Source organism: Chryseobacterium hilariae, from assembly GCF_051400735.1.
Lineage (GTDB): Bacteria > Bacteroidota > Bacteroidia > Flavobacteriales > Weeksellaceae > Chryseobacterium.
The window spans coordinates 456,501-473,675 of the sequence record NZ_JBLFFJ010000004.1 but is presented as its reverse complement, the minus strand read 5'-3'; the positions used below and the strand labels follow the sequence as shown (position 1 = coordinate 473,675).

The window sequence follows — 17,175 nt, the reverse complement described above, 5'->3', positions numbered from 1 at the left end:
TTGGTCATATTTTTTATTTTACGGTTTGCAAATAGCGGTAGGAGAAATCTCCAAATGTTTCTTCTGCGTTTCTTTGTTGTGAATAGATTCCGAAAAGCTGGTCAAGAGTTTCTATAATTTCTTCTTCACCAATATTTTCCCTGAATTTTGTATTCAGGCGCATTCCCAGTCTGTCGCCACCGATATGAAGGTTATATTTGCCATACGCTGTGCCTATAAATCCGATTTCAGCATTGGGCGATCTTCCGCAGCCATTAGGACAGCCGGTCATTCTGATGGTAATATCTTCATTCTGAAGCCCGTATTTTTCAAGGACAGGCTCTATCTTAGTGACTAAAGAGGGTAAATAGCGCTGAGCCTCCGCCAAAGCCAACGAGCATGTATTCAATGCTACACAGGCAACGGAATTTTTACGCAGGGCGCTGGCTTTGTCTGTATAAGTGGATATTCCTGATTCTTTAAGCAGAGATTCAATTTTAGTTTTATCTTCTTCGAGAATATCAGAAAGGATGAGGTTTTGATTACAGGTAAGGCGGAAATTGACTTTTCCGGTTTCAGCAATTTTTAACAGCCCTGATTTTAAAGGATATTCTTCCGTATCAAGCACGCGTCCGTGTTCTACGAATAAAGTATAAAACCATTTCCCTTCATGATTTTGGGTCCAGCCGTAGCGGTCTTTTCTCTGTTCAAACTTGAATTCCCTGGCGGGCTCAAAATTAAAACCACACCTTTTTTCTACTTCATTTCTATATCCTTCGATGCCTAATTTGTCTATCGTATATTTTAATCTTGATAGCTTTCTGTCGCTTCTGTTCCCAAAGTCGCGCTGTACTGTGATAATTTCATACACCGCTTTCAATACTTTTTCTTCTGTATCTACAAAACCCAGAAGAGATGCCAGACGCGCATAGGTCGCTTCGTTTCCATGGGTTGCACCAAGACCTCCTCCTGCTGCGATATTATACCCTACAATTTTGTTATTTTCAATGATAGCGATCAGTGCTATGTCATTAATAAAAACATCCACATCATTATTGGGCGGAATGGCAATTCCGATTTTCAGTTTTCTCGGCAGATATCTGTCCTGATATAAGGGATCTTCTTCTGCTTTTCTGTCAACCATCAATTCGTCATCGATCCACAGATCGTAATAGGATTTTGTTTTAGGCAGGCACATTTCGCTTATTTTTCCTGCCAGTTCATAAGCCTCCTGATGCAGAGGCGATTCGGAAGGATTTGAAGTACAGGTCACATTTCTGTTCACATCCCCACAGGCTGCAATGGAATCCAGATATTGGAGATTAAAGCTCTGAATGGTAGGTTTTACATGAGATTTTAAAATCCCATGCAGCTGAATGGTTTGGCGTGTGGTAATTTTGATCACTCCTGTGGAATGATTTTCTGCAATTTCATGAAGTCCTGCCCACTGTTCTGAAGTTAAAAAACCTCCGGGAAGCCTCAGCCTGATCATGTAGGAATACAGCCACTCCAGTTTTTTTGCGACTCTTTCTTCACGTCTGTCCCGGTCATCCTGCTGATACATTCCATGGAACTTGATGAGTGTTTGGTCATCTTCTCTGATGGCTCCTGTAAAATCGTCCAAAAGGCTTTCTTTTAAAGTCCCTCTTAGCCCGTTACTGGCTGTTTTTATCCTTTCTACAGGCGAAAGGTTATTCTTATCTGTCATGTTAATCCGTTTATGATTTAGTATACATCTTTTACATATCTGCCGCTGAGTTCCAGTTCTTCCAGGTAATTCCGGGCTTCTTCCAAGCTTTGTTTTCCTTTATCCTGAATGATGTTCAGAATGGTTTTTTCAACATCTTTACTCATGGGATCTTTGGTTCCGCAGACATAGAGTGATGCTCCGCTTTCCAGCCAATGATAGACTTCCTGTGCTTTTTGCTCCAGCCTGTGCTGAACGTATATTTTTTCGTCGGTGTCTCTGGAAAAAGCCAGATCCAGATGGGTCAAAGTCCCGGTTTTCAGAAAATCCTGTATTTCGGCCTGATAAAGAAAATCCGAAACGAATGTCCAGTCACCGAAAAAGAGCCAGTTTCTGCCCTCTGCACCTATCGCATCGCGTTCGTAAAGAAAGGATCTGAAAGGCGCAATCCCTGTTCCGGGACCGATCATAATGATATCTTTATCGGGCTTGGGAAGTCTGAAATGTTTGGCTTCCTGGATATAAAATTCAAGGTTTTCTCCTTCCTTAAATTCAGCAAGGAAACTGCTGCATAATCCGTTTTGCTTTTTATCATTAATAAAAAACTCAGACTTCGCCACGGTGATGTGAATTTCGGTATCCCCGTGAGCTTCCAGGGATGAAGAAATGGAATATAAGCGTGGTGACTGCCCGGTTAAAACCTTAAGTACCTGTTCAAAATCCTCTATATTTTTCACCGGATAGATCCGCAGCAGATCAAGAAGACTTAACCTTACTTCAGGAATATGCTGTCCTGTGATCTGTGCATATTGAGCAACTGTACTTTTAAGCAGATAGCTGATATTAAGATGTTTGTAGAGAAGCTCTTCTGCACCGGCCGTAATTTTTGCTGTTGTAATCTGTTTTTGAGGACTAATCCCGGTAAGGCTAATGATCTCATCCACTTCATGTTTCGGATTGAGGGCGATAACTCCCAATGCATCACCCGGGCTGTAAATTAAAGGTTCTTCTGTCTCTATTTCAATGTGATAGGTTTCTTTATCAGACCCTATATCATTTAAATTGATGATTGTTGAAATTTTCCCGTGATATTTCTTTCTTCTTGTCGATATTTTTGACGTGACTGTGTTTTTCTGGCTGCTTTCCCTTGTTTTATGAGCAACATCTAGAATATGTTCGGCCCAAGTATGAGCTTCCTCTTCATAATCAACATCACATTTTTTCAGAGGAAGAATGCGCTGTGCACCCAGTACTTCAAAACGGGAATCGATGTCTTCCCCTGTTTTGCAGAATAACGGATAGCTGCTGTCTCCCAGAGCAAGGACTCCGAATTTCAAATTACTGATGTTGAAGTCGTTTTTATGAATATGATCATAAAATTTCTTCGCAAGAATGGGCGGATCTCCTTCTCCCTGGGTACTGATGATGACAAAGAAAAGGTCTTCTTTGGCAAGATCTTTCGGCTTATACTGGGAAAGGTCTGCCAGCTTTACCTGAATGCCTTTTTTCTTGATGATTCCCGCAAGTTCTACCGCGAGCTTCTTACTGTTTCCGGTTTCAGTACCATAGGCAAGGGTAATTTTCTTTGCAGAAACCGTGTCGGCATGAGCAGTAAGAGAAAGAGTCTCCTGTACTTCAGCAGACGATCCTGCAAGTCCTGCCAGAAAACCACTGGCCCAGACTGCTTCATCTCTTGAAAAATCGCCGGATATTTCTTTAAGGGCTTTTAATTTAGTTTCAGACAGCATATTCGAATAGGTTTTGATGGTTTGATACTAAGGTTCCGTTAGTCACAGATTTAAAGTAAATCCCTTCCTGTATAGGTGTTTTCAGCCAGGAAAAATCCTGATGCAGATTCACTACCCTGCCGATAATGACCAGCGATGGAGATACAAAGTCTTTACTTCCAAATTTTGCATGAAAATCTTCTATGGATGAAGTGTATACTTTCTGATAAGGTGTGGTAGCCTGTTCAATAACCGCAATCTTCTTCTCATCAGTCTTGCCTAGTGCTAAGAATTTATCTACCAGTCTGTTAAGGTTTCCTTTAGACATATAAAAAACAAGGGTATCTTCTGATGTTCCCAGTTCTTTCCAGTATTCATCACTGAGAATTTCTGTTTTATAATAGGTCAGGAAACGGACTGATGTGGCATAACCTCTTGCCGTTAAGGGTATTCCTGCATAAGCTGCAGCTCCTGAAGCTGCTGTAATTCCCGGTATAATTTCAAATGTGATATGATGTTCTTTAAGGGCCTTCAATTCGTCCAGAACATTTGAAAAAAAGGATATGTCTCCGCCTTTAAGCCTTACTACAGTTTTTCCCTGGGAAGCATAGTCAACAATTAATGTATTGATGTGGGGCTGTGGTGTAGAGGCATTTTTACTGCATTCTTTTCCGACATATATAATTTCGGTTTTTTTATTAGCGTAACGGTCTATTATTTCAGGACTTACGAGACGATCACATAAGATGACATCGGCGGCGGCAATGGCTTTTACAGCTTTTACAGTGATCAGATCAGGGTCGCCGGGTCCTGCACCGACAAGGAAAACCTGTGGTGAATTACTATTTTGTTTCATTTTTAATCTTTTTATTAAAGGTGTCTAGAAAAGTCCTTCGACGGACAGGTATCTTTCGCCTGTATCATAGTTTACCGTTAAAATGGTAGATCTTTCGGGAATTTCAGGTAGTTTCTTGGCTACTGCTGCTAAAGCTGCTCCAGTGGAAATCCCAACAAAAAGGCCTTCTTTTTTGGCGGCATTTTTCGTGTATTCAAAAGCTTCGTCTTTATTGATCTGAACAATTTCATCTAATATTGCAGTATCAAGTATGGAAGGGATGAATCCGGCACCCAGACCCTGCAGAGGATGTGGAGCGGGAGCACCTCCGCTGAGCACAGGAGACAGCTCGGGCTCAACAGCAATTACTTTGATATTGGGGAATTTCTCTTTCAGTACCTGTGCAATCCCTGTGATGTGTCCTCCCGTTCCTACGCCTGTAATCAGGTAGTCCAATCCTTCCGGAAAATCTTTCAGAATTTCCTGAGCGGTGGTTTCAATGTGCACCTTCACATTCGCAGGATTGTCAAATTGTCTCGGAATCCATGAATTCGGGGTTTCTTTTGCAAGTTCCTCCGCTTTTTCAATGGCTCCTTTCATTCCTTTTTCTCTGGGAGTCAGAACGAATTCTGCTCCGTATGATTCCATAATTTTACGGCGTTCCAAGCTCATACTTTCCGGCATCACTAGAATCAGCTTATAATTTTTTACAGCAGCTACCAGGGCAAGTCCAATTCCTGTATTCCCGCTTGTAGGTTCTATGATGATGCTGTCTTTATTCAAAAGGCCTTTAGATTCAGCATCTTCGATCATTGATAAAGCAATTCTGTCTTTAATGCTTCCTCCGGGATTGGCTTTTTCCAGCTTGATCCAGATGTCATGCCCGGCACCGAAAAGTTTATTAATTTTTACGACCGGGGTATTTCCGATTGTTTCTAATGTGTTTTGGAACTTCATACCGATTTAATTTTATGTTGTTTTTTTGCTGTTTATATCACAAATGTTAAAGATTCGGGAAGAGGTCCGTTATCTTTTATTTTTATTTCACTTTTATTATAGACTAAGGAATTGGAAGGTACATTTTGGGTGATCCATACATTTCCACCTATGATGCTGTCTCTGCCGATGGTTGTATCTCCTCCTAAAATAGTTGCGCCCGAATAAATGATAACATGATCTTCAATATTGGGATGTCTTTTCTCATTGGCTTTATCTTTTGAAACATGTAAGGCTCCCAACGTTACTCCCTGATATAATTTCACATGATTGCCAATAACTGTTGTTTCCCCGATCACGATCCCAGTTCCGTGGTCAATAAAGAAATGTTCTCCAATGACGGCACCGGGATGAATATCTATTCCTGTCCTGCTGTGCGCATATTCTGAGATGACACGTGGCAGTGTTCTTACTTTTTGAATCCAAAGCTGATGCGAAATTCTATAAACATAGGTCGCAAAAAAACCTGGATAAGAGAGAAGTATTTCTTCCAAAGACTCTGTTGCGGGATCAAATTCCAGGATAGATTCAGCATCGAGAATCAACTTATCATAGATATTTGGCAGGGCCAGAAAAAAAGCATTGGCCTGATTTTCAACGGAAACCTCATCAACCTCTGTACTTCCTATTAAATCAAAAAGAAGTTTACTCAGCATTTCAAAATCCTGATCAAGCTGATCACCTGTGTTTATCTGTTTGGGAAGAAACAGGAGATTATACAGCTCCATGACAAACTTTTCCATTTTGTTCTGATCAAAGAAACTGATGGAGCTGTTTTGCTTTTTTTCAAGGATTCTCTTAATAAAATGATCTGATATCTCCATTTTCTACTGAATTATACAGGCTGCTACGGTTGCATTGGATGTTTCATCTACCAGAATAACGGATCCTGTTTTTTTATTGCTTATAAAATCATCAAACACCAAAGGTTGTGCTGTCCGTATCGTCACTTTAGCAATTTCGTTGAGCTTTATATCTTCTTCTGCCGTTTCTTTTTCCAGTGTATTGACATTAATCTTATAATCAACCTGTTTTACTACAGCTTTTAATTGTCTGCTGTGATGCTGCAGCAGATATTTATTGCCCGGCTGCAGGGCTTTATGATCAAGCCAACACAGGAGTACTTCTATTTCTTTTTCAACATTGGGAAGCTCTTCTGCCGATGTAAAGGAATCTCCTCTGCTTACATCTATATCATCTTTAATCTGGATAACAACTGGCTGTCCTTCAAAAGCCTCCTGAACCTCAGCACCATTCACTTCTATTGCAGAAATTTCTGTAATGATCCCTGCAGGAAGTATGGCTATTTTGTTTCCTTTCTGAAAGCCTCCGCTTAAGATTTGTCCTGCATAACCGCGGTAATCATGTAATTCTTCGGTCTGAGGGCGGATGACATACTGCACCTGAAAACGGCTTCCGTTATTTTGTTCCTGATCAAGCTGTACTTCTTCCAGGTATTCAAGAAGGGAACTTCCTTTATACCAGTCTGTAACAGAAGATAAGGAAACGATATTATCCCCTTTTAGTGCAGAAATGGGAAAGTAGGTGACATCATTCAACCCCAGACCTTCTGCAATTTTAGAATAATCTGCTTTAATAGTTTTAAAAACATCTTCTGAATAATCCACCATGTCCATTTTGTTGATCGCAACGGCCACTTTTTTCAGTTTTAGCAATGAGGCAATAATGGAATGTCTCCTCGTCTGCTCAATAACTCCTTTACGGGCATCTATGAGAATGACCATGAGATCTGAATTAGAAGCTCCGGTAATCATGTTTCGGGTATACTGAACATGTCCCGGAGCATCTGCAATAATAAATTTTCTTTTTGATGTCGAAAAATATCGGTAAGCAACATCAATGGTAATTCCCTGCTCTCTTTCTGCACGGAGCCCATCCGTTAAAAGAGCCAGGTCTACCCCATCATCGTTTTTATTTTTAGAGTGTTTTTCAAGTACTTCCAGCTGATCCTGCAAAATACTCTTGCTATCGTAAAGCAGTCTTCCGATGAGGGTGCTTTTACCGTCATCTACGCTTCCTGCTGTTATTAATCTTAATATATCCACGTTTTTATTTATAAGTGATAAATGATAAGTAATGAGTGATGGTAATAAGTATAGATTTGCTGTTTATTTTTTACATTATTGCTTATTACTCATTGCACATTACTATTAGAAATAGCCTCCTTTTTTCCGGTCTTCCATAGCCGCTTCAGTAACACGGTCATCAATCCTCGTCTCTCCTCTTTCTGAAATTCGGGTAGCAACAATCTCTTCAATTACACGGTCAACGGTAGCCGCTTCAGATTCTACGGCGGCAGTACAGGTCATATCGCCTACGGTGCGGTAGCGTATCCGTTTTGTGGTTACGATATCACTTTCTTCCAAAACGGCAAATTCAGAATTAGCAATCCATTGCCCGTTAAGGTCTACAACTTCTCTTTCATGCGAAAAGTAAATGGATGGCAGATCTATATGCTCTCTGCGGATATAGTTCCAGACATCAAGTTCCGTCCAGTTGCTTATTGGGAAAACCCTTACATTTTCACCTTTATGAATTTTTCCATTGAAAATATTCCACAACTCTGGTCTTTGAAGTTTCGGGTCCCATTGTCCGAATTCGTCTCTTACAGAAAATATTCTTTCTTTTGCTCGGGCTTTTTCCTCGTCTCTCCTTGCTCCTCCTATGCATGCATCGAACTCAAATTCTTCAATTACATCAAGCAATGTAAAGGTTTGCAGCCAGTTGCGGCTCGGGAACTTACCTTTCGGTTCTGTAAGCTTTCTTTTATTAATAGTGTCTTCCACTTTCCGCACAACCAGATCCACATTTAGTGCTTTGGCCAGGTGATCTCTGAAATCTAAAACCTCCGGAAAATTGTGTCCGGTGTCGACATGGACAAATGTAAAAGGGATCTTTCCGTGAGGAAATGCTTTTGCTGCCAGATGAGCCAGAACAATACTGTCTTTTCCGCCACTGAACAGTAATGCCGGGCGCTCAAACTGTCCTGCAACTTCTCTGAGGATGTAAATGGACTCGGATTCTAGCTGATCTAAATAATTTAACTGATATAATGACATAGTATATTTTTTATTGATGAACATGTAAGCCGCATTCTTTCTTATCGGCATCTTCCCACCACCACCGGCCGGCTCTGAAATCTTCGCCTTCTTTAATAGCCCTTGTGCAGGGTTCACATCCAATGCTTACAAATCCTTTCTTATGAAGGTGGTTATAAGGAAGCTGGTGTGTTTTTACATAGTCTGCCACCTGTTCCGTAGTCCAGTGAAGGATAGGATGAAACTTGATGATCTGATGATCCGGATCCCACTCCAGTTGTGGCATTTGTCCCCTTCCTAGGGAATGTTCTGAACGCAAACCTGTTATCCAGACCTTGTATCCCTGAAGAGCCTTTTTCAGAGGCTGAACCTTTCGGATGTTACAGCAAGCTTTTCTATTTTCCACGGACTGATAAAAGGAATCCGGTCCGTTTTCCGAGACAAATTTCTGCAGGGCTTCCGGATCCGGATAATAGGCTTTAATGTTCTTTTTGAAAAAAGCCCTGGATGAGGTCCAGGTTTCATAGGTCTGCTCAAAAAGTCTTCCCGTATCGAGTGTGAAAATATCAATATCAAGGTTTTTTACCAGATGATTCACAACCTGGTCTTCATAGCTGAAGCTGGTAGAAAATATCACCTCTTGCGGAAATTTTTCTGCCAGAACCTGCAAAAAATCGGTATTAAAAACACCTGTAGAGGCATTTTCAAGTAGGTTAGTAAATTCTATTTTCAGAGCGTTTTCCATTTTTAATTGAAATTAACTTCTGCAAATATATATAAATCCTATTTATCCTACCAAATTAGTAGGATATAAAAATTAAAAAAAAATTCAGCTGTTTTTTATAAAGGAAGTAAGGGTAGCTTCCATCATGCTTTTTCTTGTTTTTTCTCTTACAATGATCAGCTCATTTCTGAGATAGCATGTAGCCTCATCAACACAGTCATCACAAGGTTCATAGAAATTCAATGAAATACAGGGAGTTAATGCAATCGGGCCTTCAAAAATCCGGTAAATATCAGCCAATGAAATATCATCAGGTGATTTCAGAAGGTAATAGCCGCCTGCTGTTCCCTGCTTACTGTTGACCAACTTGGCTCTTTTCAGCTCAAGAAGAATCTGTTCTAAAAATTTTTTGGAAATATTCTCATCCTGTGCAATAATAGCAGTTGACAAAAACCCCTGATTGTAGTTTCTTGCCAATCTCACCATTGCTTTCAATGCATATTTGCAACGTTTGGACATCATAATTGATGCAAGTTATGATAATTTATTTGATTATCGAAATCACCACCCGGAATTGAAAAAGTGAAACTTTATTACGGTTTGAAATATGCCAGAAAGATGGTCCAAATTTCAGATTTGAAAAATTTACATTGTATATTTGTTGGAAATTTATGATCGATGAGTATAATAGAATTCAACCCATTGTGGAAAGAGAAGTTAATGAACCGTTTTCTCGCTTATGTAAAAATATATTCAACCAGTGATGCAGAAAGCGAAACAACTCCTTCTACTCCACGCCAGTGGGACATTGCAAAATATATTACTGAAGAGCTGAAAACCATTGGTCTGGAAGATGTTTCACTTGATGACAACGGGTATATTATGGGATATATTCCTTCTAACCTGGAGGATGATAACAGACCTACCATTGGTTTTATCTCACATTATGATACTTCACCGGATTTCAGTGGTGAAAATGTAAAACCACAGGTTTGGGAAAATTATGACGGAAGTGATCTTGTTCTAAATCAGTCTACAGGATTTACACTATCCGCTTCAAAATTTGAAAGCTTAAAAAAATATATCGGACAAACCCTGATCACTACAGACGGGAATACACTTTTAGGGGCTGATGACAAGGCAGGCTGTGCAGAAATTGTAACGGCTGCGGAATATCTTATTGCCCATCCGGAAATTAAGCATGGAAGAGTTGCTGTAGGATTTACCCCTGATGAAGAGATCGGAAGAGGCGCACATAAATTTGATGTGGCTAAATTCGGTGCAGAATGGGCGTATACCATGGATGGCAGTGAAGTGGGAGAATTGGAATATGAAAACTTCAATGCTGCAGGAGCTGTGGTGAAAATCCACGGATTAAGTGTACATCCAGGTTATGCTTACGGAAAAATGGTAAATGCGGGTCTTTTAGCCGCTGAATTTACCCAGATGCTTCCAGCTAATGAAACTCCTGCTACGACTAAAGGTTTTGACGGATTTTATCATTTAATGGATATTACAGCTGATATTTCTGAGGCTAAGCTTCAATACATCATCCGTGATCATGATGAGAAAAAATATGAAGCCAGAAAAAAATTCATGGAGGAAAAAGTAGCTGAATTCAACCAAAAATACGGTGAAGGTACTGCCGAAGTGGAAATAAAAGAGCAGTACAGAAACATGAAGCAACAGTTTGAAGGAAAGATGCATATTATTGACCTTGCTGCAAAAGCTATGAAAGAAGCGGATATTGAGCCTAAAATAAAAGCAATCAGAGGTGGAACAGACGGAGCTCAGCTATCTTATATGGGACTTCCATGTCCGAATATTTTCGCAGGAGGAATGAACTTCCATGGGCCTTATGAATACGTAGCTCTGGAAAGCATGGAAAAAGCAACTGAAGTAATCATTAATATTGTAAAAGCTTAATAGATTATGAAAAGACTCTTAGCATTAGTATTCATCATATCTTTTGTTTTCAGCCAGGCACAAATCTCTGAATTTGATAAAGCCGATTCACGCTATGAAAGAAAGAAAAAGGCTCTCTACAAAAAATACCCTAAGCCTAATGATTTAAAAACTAAGCAGGAGTGGCTTCTTACCGAAGACAAAATCAACACATACAAGGAAGCTCTGGTTAAATTATCTACAGAAGACCAGAAACTGATTGCCCAGGATCCACCTACAAAAGGTAAACTTACCCGAGAAGCCGAATATGAAAAAGGGAAAGCATCTTTTCAAAAGCTTTTATATGAAGCTGTTGACCGCACTTTTTTCAACAACGCTTCAGATTCTTATAAAGCAACTCTTAGTTTTGTGGTAAACACTAAAGGAGACGCTCTGGATGCTCATGTAAAGGGAAACAATGAGGATCTCAATGCCTTTATTGAGGCTGCATTTTACCGCATCAGGGAGAAAGGTAGGTGGAAACCCGGAGAGCACAACGGAAAACCGGTTTCTTCTACAGTCTCTATTCCTTTAACATTAACATTAAAAAAATAATATAACAAAAACCCGCCACCGCAGCGGGTTTTGTTCTTTTTAAGACGAAAAACGGATATGTAATACCGTACAACCACAAAAGCTTCAATTATTTTTTTAAGCCATTGAATTAAAAAATAAAATATTTTCAATAAAAGAACTCGTAAAATAATCAATTCACATTAAAATAAAAGATTACCTGTAATTATACGCTACTTAGTATTCCTATTATTTATTTTTGTATAAATTAAAACACAAATGATTACGATAAAATCTACTCTAGTATTAATGACTTTCATAGTTATTACCTGCATTGGCATAACACCATTAAAAGCATCATTATCAACCAATTACACAATCCACGAGGTTCCTCTGGCAGGGAATGCATTTGTTACTTACTCTACAGCAAGTGCGTATGCAGAAAAGATAACAAACAATGGCCTCGGCAACTGGACGAATCCGGGTACGGTAGTAAGTACCTATTTTAAAGTAAGTAACAGCGGAACCTTAAACCTTAAATTAAAAGCAAAAGTTCCTTCCGGAAGCAGTACTGTTAAAATAACAGTGAATGGAGTTTCGCAAAACATTACAATGAGCGGTTCTTCTTATAATACCTATCCTGCCGGAAGCTTCAGTGTAACTCCAGGCTATGTAAAAGTTGATTTACAAGGTCTTACCAAAACCGGAAATTATTTTGCAGATGTATCCCACATTTTGTTTGACGGTCCTGCAGCATCAGGAACTAATATCTTCAGTAATGACCCCACATATTATTATTGGGCAAGAAGAGGTCCATCCTGCCACTTGAACTACACTATACCTACCACCAGTGATATTTCATATTATTATAATGAGGTGACCGTTCCCATCGGGAAGGATAAAGTTGGATCTTATTTTATGGCCAATGGTTTTGCCGAGGGTTACTTTGGTATGCAGGTAAATTCTTCCACCGAAAGAAAGGTCATATTCTCTGTATGGAGCCCGTTTATAACAGATGACCCGACTACGATCCCTGAAGATCAGAAAATAAAATTAAACTGCAAAGGAACAAATGTTACCATTGGAGAATTTGGTAACGAAGGATCTGGCGGACAGAGCTATTTGAAATATCCTTGGAAAGCCGGAGTTACCTACAAACTTCTTTTGAAAGGAAGCCCTGACGGAGCAGGCAATACTGATTATACAGCATGGTTTTTTGCTCCCGAAGCAGCTTCCTGGCAACTGATTGCAAGCTGGAAAAGACCCTATACCAATACCTATCTGAAAAATTTTCACAGCTTTGTTGAAAATTTCGAACCAGACAATGGCTATCTGGACAGAAAAGCTGAATACGGAAACCAATGGGTAAGAACTGTCCAGGGACAATGGCTGCCCGTATCCAAGGCAATGTTTACTGTAGATGCTACCTATACAGCCCAACAGCGGATAGATGCCTCAGGAGGAACCGTAAATAACAAATTCTTTCTAAAAAACGGAGGTTTTACCAATGAACAAACACAGGTAAATTCCTATTTAAATGTTTCTGCTCCTACACAATCTCCTGATATCAATTTTTCTAATTTACAGCTTTGCTCCGCTTCATTAAAAACTACAGAGTCTGCTACCTACGGCGACATAAAACTATATCCTAATCCTGTACACAGAGTTGTTAAAATAAATGGATTGAAAAATAAACAGGTTCCTTATAAAATTTTCAATTTTCAGGGTAATATTATAAAAAATGGATACACAAATGGAAATGAAATTATCGTTACAGATTTATCGGAAGGTACATATGTGCTTAATATTTATAATGAAAATAATACCCTTAAAAAAAGTCTGAAGTTTATTAAAAACTAATGCTACCTGTAAAAATGAAGCTCTTTATTATCAGCAGACTCGCATATTGCTTACAAACAAATATTTAAAAATAAAACCAATTTGGCATTTATATATTTACAAGAACATGATTTGTAACTTAATCAAATTGAATCATGAAAAGAATGAAGCCTTTGAGGCCTGTCAACAGTTTTTGGTTCCGGAATAAGCGGATGCCATAGGTACAGGCGGCTGCCCTCCGGGCATCATCCTTATTAACAAACAATTTAACCGGAAGAGAGATCTTCCGGTTTTCTTTATCCTTTTTCAGCTAAAAACAGAGTCTTATCCAAGCATCTCTGCCGTTTATCAAATAAAATTTTATCATCTCCTTCATAGTTGTTGTTTTGCATCAAATTATTACAGCAATTTATGAAACAACAAATTTTAGCACTAAGCTCATTTTTATTATGTATTACCTGTTCGGTTGAAACCCAAGCACAGCAAACTCCGGCTTTCCACATCGGGATAAAAGGTGGGGCAACCTATACTAAAACCTCAACGGAGTCTTCTGCACTGGAAGGAAAATATGGTTTTGGATATCAGGGAGGAATTATGACAAGAATGGATATTGGAAGCCTCTATGTGCAAGGAGAAGCCTTATTTAACAAGAGAAAAACCTCTTACAATTCCAAAGACGGAAGCTCTCCAAAGCTGACTTGGAACTCTATTGACATCCCGATAGTAGTGGGTTATAAATTGATCAATACGAAGGATTTTAATGTAAGGGCATTTGCCGGAGGAGTTTACAGCTATGCATTCAAAAATAATCTGTCAACCTCCAAAGCATTGCAGGAGGGCTTTAAAAGCTTTGATAAATCAAACATCGGAATTACAGGAGGTATCGGGGTAGATTATAAAAATTTTACAGCAGACCTCAGATATGAAACAGGGCTTACGAGCATCAGTAAGGAGTTTAAATCTAAACCCAACGGCTTTACCCTCGGGATAGGATATTTCTTATTCTAAAAACTTAAAGTACCTTTACCTATTAGAAACTGCGTCCGGCGGTTTCTAATTTTTTATAACCTATGTTATCTTATCCATGACAAAACCTTTTATTTTAAGAAAATATTTTTTTGTTACGATTTTCTGGCTCGTTTTTGCCGCTGCGGTCTATATTAACTTCCAGGCCACTTCCGACAAAGTTTCAGCCATATTCCAAACGGTTGTTCTTGCTGTTACTTCATTTATCTTTACTCATTTTCTTACGACACGACTTCTTCCTAATGCTTTAAGGCTAAAGAGAATGAAGTTATTTCTGATCCAGGCCACCGGAATTATACTTTTACTGAGCTTTATCTATTCACTCATTTTCACCTACATTGAGATCAATTCAAAAAACCAGCTCCCAGCAGATTTCGTGGATCATCTACCGTTTTTATGGAAAGGATTTTATCTGGCTCTTCCAGCCTCTTTTTTGGTTAACGGTTCTGTCTGCGGAATCAAATTCTACCAGGAGCACGGAAAAATAGAACGGGATCATATTCTTCTTCAGCAGGCTCATTTAGAAAACCAGCTCAAGCTGCTGCAGGACCAGATCAATCCTCATGTGGTTTTCAACATTTTGAATCATATTCATATTCTGATGAAAACGGATACGAAACTTGCGGATTATCTGCTCCTTAAATTTTCAGACATTCTTCGTTACCAGCTCTATCACTGCAGCCAGAGTCTGGTTCCCCTGGATAAAGATATTGAACATCTGCAGAATCTGGTAGAAGTTGAAAAATTAAGATGGGGAAATGAGCTGGAAGTGAATGCAGACTGGAGTACCGGAAATAACAAGTCATTTATTGCTCCTCTCCTTCTGGTTCCATTTATCGAAAATGCATTTAAATATGTATGCAGATTGCCTGGGCACAAGGGCTATGTAAAGATTTCATGTATAGAGAAGGACGGTTTTCTTTTGTTTTATGCTGAAAATTCCTATTCAGAGCCGGCAACCTATAAAAAGAAGGACGGCTCCGGCGGAATCGGGCTTCAAAATGTACAAAAGCGTTTGAAATTACAGTATCCGAATACTCACGAGCTTACCATTGTGGCAGCCGATAATGTATACAAAGTAACTTTAACCCTACAATTATCTGACAATAATGAGCAGTAATATCCCTAAAATGAAATGCCTGATCATCGATGATGAGCCTCTGGCCAGATTCCACCTTAAAGAGCTGGCAGATCAGATCGATTTTTTATCCGTTGAGGGTACGTGTGCCACAGCACTGGAAGCTGATGCTGTAGTGAAGGAAAAAGAAATTGATCTTCTTTTTCTGGATATAAATATGCCTTATTTAAGCGGTCTTGAATTCCTGGAACAGCTTGAAAATCCGCCTTTATGTATTCTTACAACCGCCTATTCCGAATATGCCCTGGAAGGGTACCGGCTGCAGGTTGTGGATTATCTGCTGAAACCCATTGCCTTTAACCGTTTTTATCAGGCGGTGAACAAAGCGCAACAGCAGTTTATTGTATCTGAAAAGATAAAGAAGAATTCTCCTTTTGATGATCCTTTTCTGTATGTAAGACAATCTGATACTTTTGTAAAAGTTTCCTGGGTGGATATTCTCTATATTGAAAGTATGCAGAACTATACGAAACTGCACTTTAAAGACAAGTCTCTGGTCATTCATCAAACCATGAAGGCTATTGAAGAATCCCTGCCGTCAGAACATTTTTTCAGGATCCACAAATCTTTCCTGATCAATATCACGCACATCGATATGATCTCAGGCGGACGTCTTTACATCAATAAAACAGAGCTTCCTATTTCCCGTACCCGAAAAGAAGAACTGCTTAATCAGGTGGTGTATAAGAAGCTTATCAGTAAATAAACAGGAAAGGAAGAGGGAAGCGAATATCCTTCTTCCGCTCCATCTTAATTCCTTACGGCAAATTCCATCTCAGCGATACGGCTGCATAAAATGTAGTGGCAAATTTGGGATCATCCATCTTTTTTTCTTTGAAAATACTTTTGATCTTCCTGTCGTTCTCACTGAAACTTCTCAACAGTGCTGTTCCTCCTGTAAGACGAAGACTCAGCTTGTCATTCAGTTTCAGTTCCGGCCTGATTCCCGCTGTGATCTGTTGGTAACCAAGCAACATTGATTTTCCGTCTTTATTTCTTTCTGCCGTCATCCCGCTGAGGTTGACCACAGCTTTTAAAGCAAATCTGTCTGAAAACAGGTAGCCGGCTTCCATTCCTTCCGGGAAATTGATGTTGAATTTAATTTTACCATTTGTTTTCCAGTCGAAATAGATCCACGGTAATATCATAGGAACTCCAAAGGCAGTTGTCAGCACAGGTCCTCCACCCAAAGCAAGATTGGGATTGAAATGCCTGATAAATAATATTCCTCCCTGTCCGAGAAAATCGTCAGAACTTATCTGCTCAAGATCTGTATAAACTCCTACTGTAGCTGCCATCATCATGCTCCATTTTTTTCCTAATGGTCTTATGTGCTGGATTCCGGCCTGTGCATTCAGCATCTGATCGGGAAACAGCTGCTTTTCATAGTCTTTATGAGTCATTTTCGCATATGATCCGCTAAGTAAAAGTGACCAGGCTTTTATCTTTCCGCTGCTGTCTTTTTTCATTGACAATGGAATGCTGAGGTTAAGATCTGCTCTCTTAAAGTTACTTTTAGAATTGGTTTTTACACTGTCTTCCGGACGTATGTAACTGGAAAAGGGTATATATTCAGTCTTAAGCTCTCCTGATATTCCGGATTGTGCACTGACCAAATATCCGAGCAGGCAGCAGGCTGCTGCCAAAAGATTTCTCTTCATAATTTAAATTTTATGCAAAGAGATACTTTTAGAAGGCGGTCACAAAA

16 protein-coding genes are annotated in these 17,175 nt (G+C 39.4%); 6 read left to right on the top strand and 10 right to left on the bottom strand.

The features are described 5' to 3' along the window. Positions 1 to 13: 13 nt before the first annotated feature. The 9 genes from ACMGDK_RS14725 to ACMGDK_RS14685 form a co-directional block, all read right to left on the bottom strand. Positions 14 to 1,687: an NADPH-dependent assimilatory sulfite reductase hemoprotein subunit gene (locus tag ACMGDK_RS14725; RefSeq protein WP_436808653.1), complete on the bottom strand. Its 1,674-nt coding sequence runs from the start codon at positions 1,685 to 1,687 to the stop codon at positions 14 to 16. Positions 1,688 to 1,704: 17 nt separating this feature from the next. Beyond that, positions 1,705 to 3,414: a diflavin oxidoreductase gene (locus ACMGDK_RS14720; protein WP_436808652.1), complete on the bottom strand. Its 1,710-nt coding sequence runs from the start codon at positions 3,412 to 3,414 to the stop codon at positions 1,705 to 1,707. Continuing rightward, complete coding sequence (gene cobA, locus ACMGDK_RS14715; RefSeq protein WP_436808651.1) at positions 3,404 to 4,249, bottom strand: uroporphyrinogen-III C-methyltransferase; 846 nt, start codon at positions 4,247 to 4,249, stop codon at positions 3,404 to 3,406. The genes ACMGDK_RS14720 and cobA overlap by 11 nt, the downstream gene beginning before the upstream one ends. Positions 4,250 to 4,273: 24 nt before the next feature. After that, positions 4,274 to 5,185 (bottom strand): cysteine synthase A, encoded by a 912-nt coding sequence (cysK, locus tag ACMGDK_RS14710; protein ID WP_436808650.1) that lies wholly within the window; start codon positions 5,183 to 5,185, stop codon positions 4,274 to 4,276. A 32-nt stretch (positions 5,186 to 5,217) separates the two neighbouring features. Further along, the gene (epsC, locus tag ACMGDK_RS14705) at positions 5,218 to 6,048 is read right to left on the bottom strand and encodes a serine O-acetyltransferase EpsC (protein ID WP_436808649.1); all 831 of its coding nucleotides are present in this window, start codon (positions 6,046 to 6,048) and stop codon (positions 5,218 to 5,220) included. 3 nt (positions 6,049 to 6,051) lie between these two features. Next, the gene (locus tag ACMGDK_RS14700) at positions 6,052 to 7,290 is read right to left on the bottom strand and encodes a sulfate adenylyltransferase subunit 1 (protein WP_436808648.1); all 1,239 of its coding nucleotides are present in this window, start codon (positions 7,288 to 7,290) and stop codon (positions 6,052 to 6,054) included. 105 nt (positions 7,291 to 7,395) lie between these two features. Then, the gene (cysD, locus tag ACMGDK_RS14695) at positions 7,396 to 8,304 is read right to left on the bottom strand and encodes a sulfate adenylyltransferase subunit CysD (RefSeq protein ID WP_436808647.1); all 909 of its coding nucleotides are present in this window, start codon (positions 8,302 to 8,304) and stop codon (positions 7,396 to 7,398) included. 10 nt (positions 8,305 to 8,314) lie between these two features. Next, positions 8,315 to 9,028, bottom strand: a complete 714-nt coding sequence (locus ACMGDK_RS14690) for a phosphoadenylyl-sulfate reductase (protein ID WP_436808646.1) — start codon at positions 9,026 to 9,028, stop codon at positions 8,315 to 8,317. A gap of 84 nt (positions 9,029 to 9,112) precedes the next feature. Continuing rightward, positions 9,113 to 9,529 carry an RrF2 family transcriptional regulator gene (locus tag ACMGDK_RS14685; RefSeq protein ID WP_436808645.1) on the bottom strand — a complete coding sequence of 139 codons (417 nt, stop codon included), beginning with the start codon at positions 9,527 to 9,529 and terminating at the stop codon, positions 9,113 to 9,115. Between the two features lie 156 nt (positions 9,530 to 9,685). Between ACMGDK_RS14685 and pepT the strand changes: the two genes are divergently transcribed. From pepT to ACMGDK_RS14655, 6 genes are all read left to right on the top strand, one after another. Continuing rightward, on the top strand, positions 9,686 to 10,933 hold the full coding sequence (pepT, locus tag ACMGDK_RS14680) for a peptidase T (RefSeq protein ID WP_436808644.1): 1,248 nt from the start codon (positions 9,686 to 9,688) through the stop codon (positions 10,931 to 10,933). A 6-nt stretch (positions 10,934 to 10,939) separates the two neighbouring features. After that, complete coding sequence (locus tag ACMGDK_RS14675) at positions 10,940 to 11,506, top strand: energy transducer TonB (RefSeq protein WP_436808643.1); 567 nt, start codon at positions 10,940 to 10,942, stop codon at positions 11,504 to 11,506. A 267-nt stretch (positions 11,507 to 11,773) separates the two neighbouring features. After that, a complete protein-coding gene (locus tag ACMGDK_RS14670) occupies positions 11,774 to 13,324 on the top strand; it encodes a DUF3472 domain-containing protein (protein WP_436808642.1) in 1,551 nt (516 codons plus the stop codon). Positions 13,325 to 13,714: 390 nt separating this feature from the next. Beyond that, on the top strand, positions 13,715 to 14,311 hold the full coding sequence (locus tag ACMGDK_RS14665) for a porin family protein (protein ID WP_436808641.1): 597 nt from the start codon (positions 13,715 to 13,717) through the stop codon (positions 14,309 to 14,311). A 76-nt stretch (positions 14,312 to 14,387) separates the two neighbouring features. After that, positions 14,388 to 15,449 carry a sensor histidine kinase gene (locus ACMGDK_RS14660; protein ID WP_436808640.1) on the top strand — a complete coding sequence of 354 codons (1,062 nt, stop codon included), beginning with the start codon at positions 14,388 to 14,390 and terminating at the stop codon, positions 15,447 to 15,449. Beyond that, positions 15,439 to 16,173: a LytR/AlgR family response regulator transcription factor gene (locus tag ACMGDK_RS14655; protein WP_436808639.1), complete on the top strand. Its 735-nt coding sequence runs from the start codon at positions 15,439 to 15,441 to the stop codon at positions 16,171 to 16,173. Before ACMGDK_RS14660 ends, ACMGDK_RS14655 begins: the two co-directional genes overlap by 11 nt. Before the next feature lie 52 nt (positions 16,174 to 16,225). Here ACMGDK_RS14655 and ACMGDK_RS14650 read toward each other — a convergent pair whose 3' ends face one another. Next, a complete protein-coding gene (locus ACMGDK_RS14650; protein ID WP_436808638.1) occupies positions 16,226 to 17,128 on the bottom strand; it encodes a DUF6268 family outer membrane beta-barrel protein in 903 nt (300 codons plus the stop codon). Positions 17,129 to 17,175: the final 47 nt, after the last annotated feature.

Excerpts from the sequence above, each read along its gene's own strand:
- cobA (WP_436808651.1), bottom strand. The coding sequence starts at position 4,249 with ATGAAACAAAATAGTAATTCACCACAGGTTTTCCTTGTCGGTGCAGGA.
- ACMGDK_RS14660 (WP_436808640.1), top strand. The coding sequence starts at position 14,388 with ATGACAAAACCTTTTATTTTAAGAAAATATTTTTTTGTTACGATTTTC.
- ACMGDK_RS14720 (WP_436808652.1), bottom strand. The coding sequence starts at position 3,414 with ATGCTGTCTGAAACTAAATTAAAAGCCCTTAAAGAAATATCCGGCGAT.
- ACMGDK_RS14675 (WP_436808643.1), top strand. The coding sequence starts at position 10,940 with ATGAAAAGACTCTTAGCATTAGTATTCATCATATCTTTTGTTTTCAGC.
- ACMGDK_RS14685 (WP_436808645.1), bottom strand. The coding sequence starts at position 9,529 with ATGATGTCCAAACGTTGCAAATATGCATTGAAAGCAATGGTGAGATTG.
- ACMGDK_RS14725 (WP_436808653.1), bottom strand. The coding sequence starts at position 1,687 with ATGACAGATAAGAATAACCTTTCGCCTGTAGAAAGGATAAAAACAGCC.
- cysK (WP_436808650.1), bottom strand. The coding sequence starts at position 5,185 with ATGAAGTTCCAAAACACATTAGAAACAATCGGAAATACCCCGGTCGTA.
- ACMGDK_RS14670 (WP_436808642.1), top strand. The coding sequence starts at position 11,774 with ATGACTTTCATAGTTATTACCTGCATTGGCATAACACCATTAAAAGCA.
- ACMGDK_RS14690 (WP_436808646.1), bottom strand. The coding sequence starts at position 9,028 with ATGGAAAACGCTCTGAAAATAGAATTTACTAACCTACTTGAAAATGCC.
- epsC (WP_436808649.1), bottom strand. The coding sequence starts at position 6,048 with ATGGAGATATCAGATCATTTTATTAAGAGAATCCTTGAAAAAAAGCAA.
- ACMGDK_RS14665 (WP_436808641.1), top strand. The coding sequence starts at position 13,715 with ATGAAACAACAAATTTTAGCACTAAGCTCATTTTTATTATGTATTACC.
- ACMGDK_RS14655 (WP_436808639.1), top strand. The coding sequence starts at position 15,439 with ATGAGCAGTAATATCCCTAAAATGAAATGCCTGATCATCGATGATGAG.
- pepT (WP_436808644.1), top strand. The coding sequence starts at position 9,686 with ATGAGTATAATAGAATTCAACCCATTGTGGAAAGAGAAGTTAATGAAC.
- cysD (WP_436808647.1), bottom strand. The coding sequence starts at position 8,304 with ATGTCATTATATCAGTTAAATTATTTAGATCAGCTAGAATCCGAGTCC.
- ACMGDK_RS14650 (WP_436808638.1), bottom strand. The coding sequence starts at position 17,128 with ATGAAGAGAAATCTTTTGGCAGCAGCCTGCTGCCTGCTCGGATATTTG.